Source organism: Pseudomonas sp. PS01298 (genome assembly GCF_029959745.1).
Taxonomy (GTDB): Bacteria; Pseudomonadota; Gammaproteobacteria; order Pseudomonadales; family Pseudomonadaceae; genus Aquipseudomonas; species Aquipseudomonas aylmerensis.
The window spans coordinates 1-6141 of the sequence record NZ_JASCPP010000195.1; the positions used below are offsets into that span (position 1 = coordinate 1).

A 6141-nucleotide genomic window follows, 5' to 3' on the forward strand; every position below is an offset into this window, starting at 1 on the left:
GCTGCGCAGCAGCCCCAATCAGGTCACCGCAGTTTTTCAGAGACTCCGAGGTGGAGGGTTTTGGGGCTGCTGCGCAGCCCAACGCGGGGCAAGCCCGCTCACCACATGAAGCATGCTAGCCACAACAAGCCTGCTCAGCCCATCAAGCCTGCTAGTCACAACAAGCCGGCTCACCACAAAATTGATGGGGTGACTAAGAAGTAAAAGCAGGGGAGCGTAGTAGCTGTTGGGCTGGGGTGAGCCCGCTTATTGCGCAGGCACCTTGTGGTGAGCGGGCTTGCCCCGCGTTGGGCTGCGCAGCAGCCCCAATCAGGTCAGCGCAGTTTTTCAGAGACTCCGAGGTGGAGGGTTTTGGGGCTGCTTCGCAGTCCAACGCGGGGCAAGCCCGCTCGCCACATGAAGCATGCTAGCCACAACAAGCCTGCCCACCCCATCAAGCATGCTAGCCACAACAAGCCTGCTCACCCCATCAAGCCTGCTAGCCACAACAAGCCCACTCACCACAAAAAAGCCGCTCTTCGAAGCCAGCCCGGTGTTCAAGCCAGGGCTTTTTCGATGGCCTGGATGATCGACGGGTCTTCCGGTGGGGTACGTGGCGAGAAACGCGCCAGGACCCGGCCGTCTTTACCAAGCAGGAATTTCTCGAAATTCCAGGTGATATCCCCAGGAAACTCGGCGCCCTCGCCCGCCAGCAGGCGGTACAGCTGGTGACGCTCAGGGCCATTCACATCGAGCTTGCTGCCCAGCGGGAACGTCACGCCATAGTTGAGGCTGCAGAACTCGCGGATTTCATCCTCGGTGCCCGGTTCCTGTCCCGCAAACTGGTTGCAAGGCAAACCCAGCACAGTGAACCCCTGGTCCTTGTACTGCTGGTAGAGGTTCTCCAACGCCGCGTATTGCGGGGTCAAGCCACATTTGGAGGCGACGTTGACCACCAGCACGACTTGCCCCTTGAAGGGCGCCAGCGGCAGCTCTTGTCCGTCCAACGCTTTGAGTTTCAGGTCGTGGAAAGCACTCATGACGAACTCCAGATATCCCATGTTCTTCGCATTGCGACGTATCGAGATTACAACCCGCAAGCCTGCAATCATAGACGCCGATTACAAAACTCGCCTGCGGATTACTGAGCGGTCGGCCACGGCAAAATTGGAATCGCCGTGACCGCGTTCTGCGGGCTGCCTTCGATCAGGCGGTCGCTGTAGACCAGGTACACCAGGGTGTTGCGCTTCTTGTCGAGAAAGCGCACGACCTGCATGGTCTTGAACACCAACGAGGTGCGTTCCTTGAAGACCTCGTCGCCGTCCTTGAGTTCGCCCTTGAAGCGGATCGGGCCGACCTGGCGGCAGGCAATCGAAGCTTCGGCGCGGTCTTCGGCCAGGCCCAGGCCGCCCTTGACGCCGCCGGTCTTGGCACGCGACAGGTAGCAGGTCACGCCGTCGACCTTGGGGTCATCAAACGCTTCGACCACGATCCGATCATTGGGGCCGACAAACTTGAACACCGTCGACACCTGGCCGATCTCTTCAGCCGAAGCCAGCAACGGCATGGCCAGCAGCAGGCCGAGCAATCCCTTCATTAAACGCATCGTGTATTCCTTTGGTTAAACCAGGATCAGGTTATCGCGGTGCACCAGTTCCGGTTCCGCCATGTAACCCAGGAGTCCGACAATCGCATCAGACGATTGTCCGATAATTTTCTGCGCTTCCAGGGCGCTGTAGTTGGCCAGGCCACGGGCGATCTCACGACCATCCGGCGCCACGCACACCACCATTTCGCCACGGCGGAAGCTGCCCTGGACCAATTTGACGCCGACCGGCAGCAGGCTCTTGTTGCCTTGGGACAACGCCGATACCGCGCCTTCATCCAGCACCAGGGTGCCACGGGTCTGCAGATGACCGGCCAGCCACTGTTTGCGCGCCGCCAGCATGCCGCGTTCCGGCGACAGCAGCGTACCGATGCGCTCACCGGCCTTGAGGCGATCCAGCACGCGCTCCAGGCGCCCGCCGACGATAATCGTGTGGGCGCCGGAGCGTGCGGCCAATCGGGCTGCGCGCAGCTTGGTCTGCATGCCGCCACGGCCCAATGCACCGCCGACGCTGCCGGCCACGGCGTCCAGCGCCGGGTCATCGGCACGCGCTTCATAAATAAGCTGGGCATCGGGGTTGTTGCGTGGGTCGGCGTCGAACATGCCGTCGCGGTCGGTGAGGATCACCAGCAGGTCGGCTTCCACCAGGTTGGCCACCAAGGCGGCCAGGGTGTCGTTGTCGCCGAAGCGGATTTCGTCGGTGACCACGGTGTCGTTTTCGTTGATCACCGGGATGACCTTGAGCTCCACCAGCGCGCGCAGGGTGCTGCGGGCATTGAGATAGCGCTTGCGGTCGGACAGGTCGTCGTGGGTCAGCAGGATCTGCGCCGTGTGGCGGCCGTGCTCGGCAAAGCTGGATTCCCAGGCTTGCACCAGGCCCATCTGACCGATGGCGGCGGCGGCTTGCAGTTCGTGCATCGCGCTGGGTCGCGCAGTCCAGCCGAGGCGGCTCATCCCGGCGGCAACCGCCCCGGACGACACCAGCACCAACTCCACGCCCGCCTCATGCAAGGCCACCATCTGCTCGACCCAGACGCTCATGGCTGCGCGATCCAGCCCCTTGCCGTCTGCCGTCAGCAGCGCACTTCCGATCTTTACGACCCAGCGCTGCGCACCTGTCACTTTGCTCCGCATCTTCTTCAACCTTAGAGTGAGGGCTGCACGCGACCCAGCGCCGCCCATAACGTTATACCCGGATACCAAAACGCCGCTCCAGGGAGCGGCGTTCAAGTTTATCGCAACGGATCAGTCACGCACGTAAATGATTTCCGGACCATCTTCATCATCCACGTCTTCTTCGTCCCAATCATCGTCGCCGATGTCATGGACCGACTTCACGCCACTGCGGCGCAGGGCACGCTGGTCATCCAGGGCCTGCAGCTGGGCGCGGGCTTCGTCTTCGATGCGCTGGTCGAGTTCGGCCAGTTCGGCCTTGAACACCGGATCGGCCGCCAGGCGGTCGGCACGGTCTTCGAGGTAGCGCATGATGTCGCGGGTCAGGCGCTCGGTGCCTTCTTTGGCGATGGCCGAGATCACGTAGACCGGACCTTCCCACTCCAGGCGATCGACGATTTCCTTGACGCGCTCCTCGTGTTCTTCTTCGAGGATCTGGTCGCACTTGTTCAGCACCAGCCAGCGATCACGCTCAGCCAGGGACGGGCTGAACTTGGTCAGCTCGCTGACGATCACTTCGGCGGCGTCCGGTGCGCTGGTGTCATCCAGCGGCGCCATGTCGACGAGGTGCAGCAGCAAACGGGTACGCGACAAGTGCTTGAGGAAGCGAATCCCCAGGCCAGCACCATCGGAAGCGCCTTCGATCAGGCCGGGAATGTCGGCGATCACGAAGCTTTTCCAGCGGTCGACGCTGACCACACCCAGGTTCGGCACCAGGGTGGTGAACGGGTAGTCGGCGACTTTCGGCTTGGCGGCCGAGACCGAGCGGATGAAGGTACTCTTGCCGGCATTCGGCAGGCCCAGCAGGCCCACGTCGGCGAGTACTTTCATTTCCAGCTTGAGGTCACGCTGCTCGCCTGGCTTGCCCGGCGTGGTCTGGCGCGGTGCACGGTTGGTACTGGACTTGAATCGGGTGTTACCCAGACCGTGCCAGCCGCCCTGCACTACCATCAACTTCTGGCCGGCCTTGGTCAGGTCGCCAATCACTTCCTGGGTCGCGGAGTCGATAATGGTGGTGCCGACCGGTACGCGCAGTACCAGGTCTTCGCCTTTCTTGCCGGTGCAGTCGGTGCTGCCGCCGTTGGAGCCACGCTCGGCATCGAAGTGCCGGGTGTAACGGTAGTCGACCAGGGTGTTGAGGTTTTCGTCGGCCATCATGTAGATGGAACCGCCGTCACCGCCGTCACCGCCGTTTGGACCACCGTTTTCGATGAATTTTTCGCGACGGAAACTCATGCAACCGTTACCGCCGTCGCCTGCTTTTACTCGGATGGAAACTTCATCAACGAACTTCATAACAAAACGCCTCTCGCCGCACGGACGAGCTTAAAAAACCAAGACATAAGACTCTTGCAAAAATGAGCGCAGCGACCTCAAGCAACGACCACACATCCAGCTGCTCTCGCCCATTACAAACAGCTTTGCAAGAGACTCACCCCACAAACGAAAAAGCCCCGTCGCAAGACAGGGCTTTTCCAGCGGTCTCGCAATTAAGCTGCGATAACGCTTACGTAACGACGACCGAAGGCGCCTTTTACTTCGAACTTGATCACGCCTTCGACTTTAGCGAAGAGGGTGTGATCTTTACCCATACCAACGCCGTAGCCAGCGTGGAATTGGGTGCCGCGCTGACGCACGATGATGTTGCCCGCTTTGATAGCCTGGCCGCCATACATCTTCACGCCAAGGCGTTTGGCTTCTGAGTCGCGACCGTTACGGGTACTACCACCAGCTTTTTTGTGTGCCATGAGTCAATTCTCCTAGTGAGGAATTAGGCTGAAATTAAGCCTGAATACCGGTGATTTTGATCTCGGTGTACCACTGGCGGTGGCCCATACGCTTCATGTGGTGCTTACGACGACGGAACTTGATGATGCGGACTTTATCGTGACGACCTTGGGAGATCACTTCAGCCACAACGGTAGCGCCAGCAACAACTGGAGCGCCGATGTTCACGTCATCGCCATTGGCGACCAACAGAACGCGATCAAAAGTAACGGATTCGCCGGTAGCGACTTCCAGTTTTTCGATCTTCAGGTATTCACCTGGGGCGACCTTGTATTGCTTGCCACCAGTAACAATTACTGCGTACGACATGGTATTTCTCCGATAATCCTGCTCACCCAGCGCTTTATAAGAAGAGGTATTGGCTGGCATGGCTGCATGGGATGGACGTCCCGAATGCAATTGCGTAAGGCAGGTGCTGCCCAGGAAGTTCAGGGTGCGCGATTGTACGCAAGGCTTTGATACGTTGCAAGTGGCCGCCTATCGCGCCTTGACACCCGGGGGTCAGGGTCCTAGCATGCCGCGCAACCCTTCTGGAGCGACTGTCGCTGATGCAACCCCAAGCTTTCTACCGCGCGGTCGCGGACGATTTTAGCGCCGTCGACGGCATCATCAAGCAGCAGCTGACGTCTAAAGTGCCGCTGGTCTCCAAAATTGGCGACTATATTACGTCGGCGGGCGGTAAGCGCCTGCGTCCTTTATTAGTGTTGCTGTGCGGCAAGGCCCTGGGTCGCGAAGGCGATGACGTGCGCCTGCTGGCCGCCACTATCGAGTTCCTGCACACCGCCACCCTGCTGCATGACGACGTGGTCGACATGTCCGGCATGCGCCGTGGCCGTGAGACCGCCAATGCGATGTGGGGCAATGCCCCGAGCGTGCTGGTGGGCGACTTCCTGTACTCGCGCTCGTTCGAAATGATGGTCGAGCTGGGCTCGATGCCGGTGATGAAGATTCTTTCACAGGCCACGCGCATCATCGCCGAAGGCGAAGTGTTGCAGCTGTCCAAGGTCCGCGACGCCAGCACCACCGAAGAAACCTATATGGAAGTGATTCGCGGCAAGACCGCGATGCTCTTCGAAGCCTCGACCCACAGCGCCGCCGCCCTGTGTGGCGCGACGGCCGAACAGGCCGAAGCCCTGCGTACCTTCGGGGATCACCTGGGCGTGGCGTTCCAGCTGGTCGACGACCTGCTCGACTACAAGGGCGACGCCGAGACCCTGGGCAAGAACGTCGGTGACGACCTGGCCGAGGGCAAGCCGACCTTGCCGCTGATCTACACCATGCGCGAAGGCACGCCGGAACAGGCCGCCCTGGTGCGCAAGGCGATCCAGAAAGGCGGGATCGAGGACCTGGAGGCCATCCGCGTCGCCGTGGAAGCCTCCGGTTCCCTCGAGTACACCGCACAATTGGCGCGTGACTACGTGGCCCGTGCGATCAAATGCCTGGAAGCCCTTCCGGCCAGCGAATACCGGGATGCCCTGGTTGAGCTGAGTGAGTTTGCGGTCGCGCGGACGCACTGATTGCGCCGCACTTGATGTAGGAGCGGGCTTGCCTGCGATAGCGGTAGTGAATTCACTGCAGTCATCGCAGGCAAGCCC

Annotated in this window: 7 protein-coding genes; 1 reads left to right on the forward strand and 6 read right to left on the reverse strand. The window is 60.6% G+C overall.

All coding sequences use genetic code 11. From position 1 onward, the window contains the following. Positions 1 to 536: 536 nt before the first annotated feature. The 6 genes from QMX97_RS31340 to rplU all read right to left on the reverse strand — a co-directional run bounded on the left by QMX97_RS31340 (position 537) and on the right by rplU (position 4855). Entirely contained in the window at positions 537 to 1019 is a 483-nt protein-coding gene (locus tag QMX97_RS31340) for a glutathione peroxidase (RefSeq protein ID WP_065908472.1), read from the reverse strand. Positions 1020 to 1120: 101 nt separating this feature from the next. After that, entirely contained in the window at positions 1121 to 1585 is a 465-nt protein-coding gene (locus QMX97_RS31345) for a CreA family protein (RefSeq protein ID WP_048722903.1), read from the reverse strand. A gap of 15 nt (positions 1586 to 1600) precedes the next feature. Then, positions 1601 to 2719 carry a glutamate 5-kinase gene (gene proB / locus QMX97_RS31350; protein ID WP_005791305.1) on the reverse strand — a complete coding sequence of 373 codons (1119 nt, stop codon included), beginning with the start codon at positions 2717 to 2719 and terminating at the stop codon, positions 1601 to 1603. A gap of 111 nt (positions 2720 to 2830) precedes the next feature. Continuing rightward, positions 2831 to 4054: an Obg family GTPase CgtA gene (cgtA, locus tag QMX97_RS31355; RefSeq protein WP_010206489.1), complete on the reverse strand. Its 1224-nt coding sequence runs from the start codon at positions 4052 to 4054 to the stop codon at positions 2831 to 2833. 194 nt (positions 4055 to 4248) lie between these two features. Then, complete coding sequence (gene rpmA, locus QMX97_RS31360; protein WP_003205738.1) at positions 4249 to 4506, reverse strand: 50S ribosomal protein L27; 258 nt, start codon at positions 4504 to 4506, stop codon at positions 4249 to 4251. Positions 4507 to 4540: 34 nt separating this feature from the next. Continuing rightward, a complete protein-coding gene (gene rplU, locus QMX97_RS31365; RefSeq protein ID WP_007950961.1) occupies positions 4541 to 4855 on the reverse strand; it encodes a 50S ribosomal protein L21 in 315 nt (104 codons plus the stop codon). A gap of 239 nt (positions 4856 to 5094) precedes the next feature. Between rplU and QMX97_RS31370 the strand changes: the two genes are divergently transcribed. After that, on the forward strand, positions 5095 to 6063 hold the full coding sequence (locus QMX97_RS31370; protein WP_065908467.1) for a polyprenyl synthetase family protein: 969 nt from the start codon (positions 5095 to 5097) through the stop codon (positions 6061 to 6063). Positions 6064 to 6141: the final 78 nt, after the last annotated feature.